The organism is Catenulispora pinisilvae (assembly GCF_015356865.1).
GTDB classification, from domain to species: Bacteria; Actinomycetota; Actinomycetes; order Streptomycetales; family Catenulisporaceae; genus Catenulispora; species Catenulispora pinisilvae.
In genome coordinates, this window is record NZ_JAAFZA010000612.1 from 1 (window position 1) to 405 (window position 405).

Annotated in this window: 1 protein-coding gene; it reads right to left on the reverse strand. The window is 70.9% G+C overall.

The window, feature by feature from the left end:
* On the reverse strand, positions 1 to 379 hold a 379-nt coding region (locus IZR01_RS49600), incomplete at its 3' end, for an FAD-dependent oxidoreductase (protein WP_228561493.1).
* Positions 380 to 405: the final 26 nt, after the last annotated feature.

Sequence of the window (405 nt, forward strand, 5' to 3'; positions counted from 1 at the left end):
TGTCAGGGTTCGGTGACGCCGGTGTGCTCGTGCTCTGGCGTGGGGGGCGGGCCTGGGCTGCTGTGGTGGTGCGGGCGACGGCCAGGGCTGCGATCTCGCCCTCGAGGAGTGCGGTTTCGGCGCCGGCTACGCCTGCTGTTTCGCCTGCGGCGTAGAGGCCGGGGATGCTGGTGCGCAGGTTGCGGTCGGTGCGTAGGCCGATGGTGCCGTCGGCGAGTTGTTTGTGTTTGGCGCCCAGGGTCAGGGCCAGGTCGATTTGGGGGGCCAGGCCGTAGCTGATGGCCAGGGTGTCGCAGGGGATGCGGCGGGGGTCGGTGCCGTCGGGGCGGGCGATGAGGACGGCTTCGAGGGTGTCTGTGCCCTGTGCCTCTATGACCATGCGGCCGGTGTGGACGGGGATGCGGG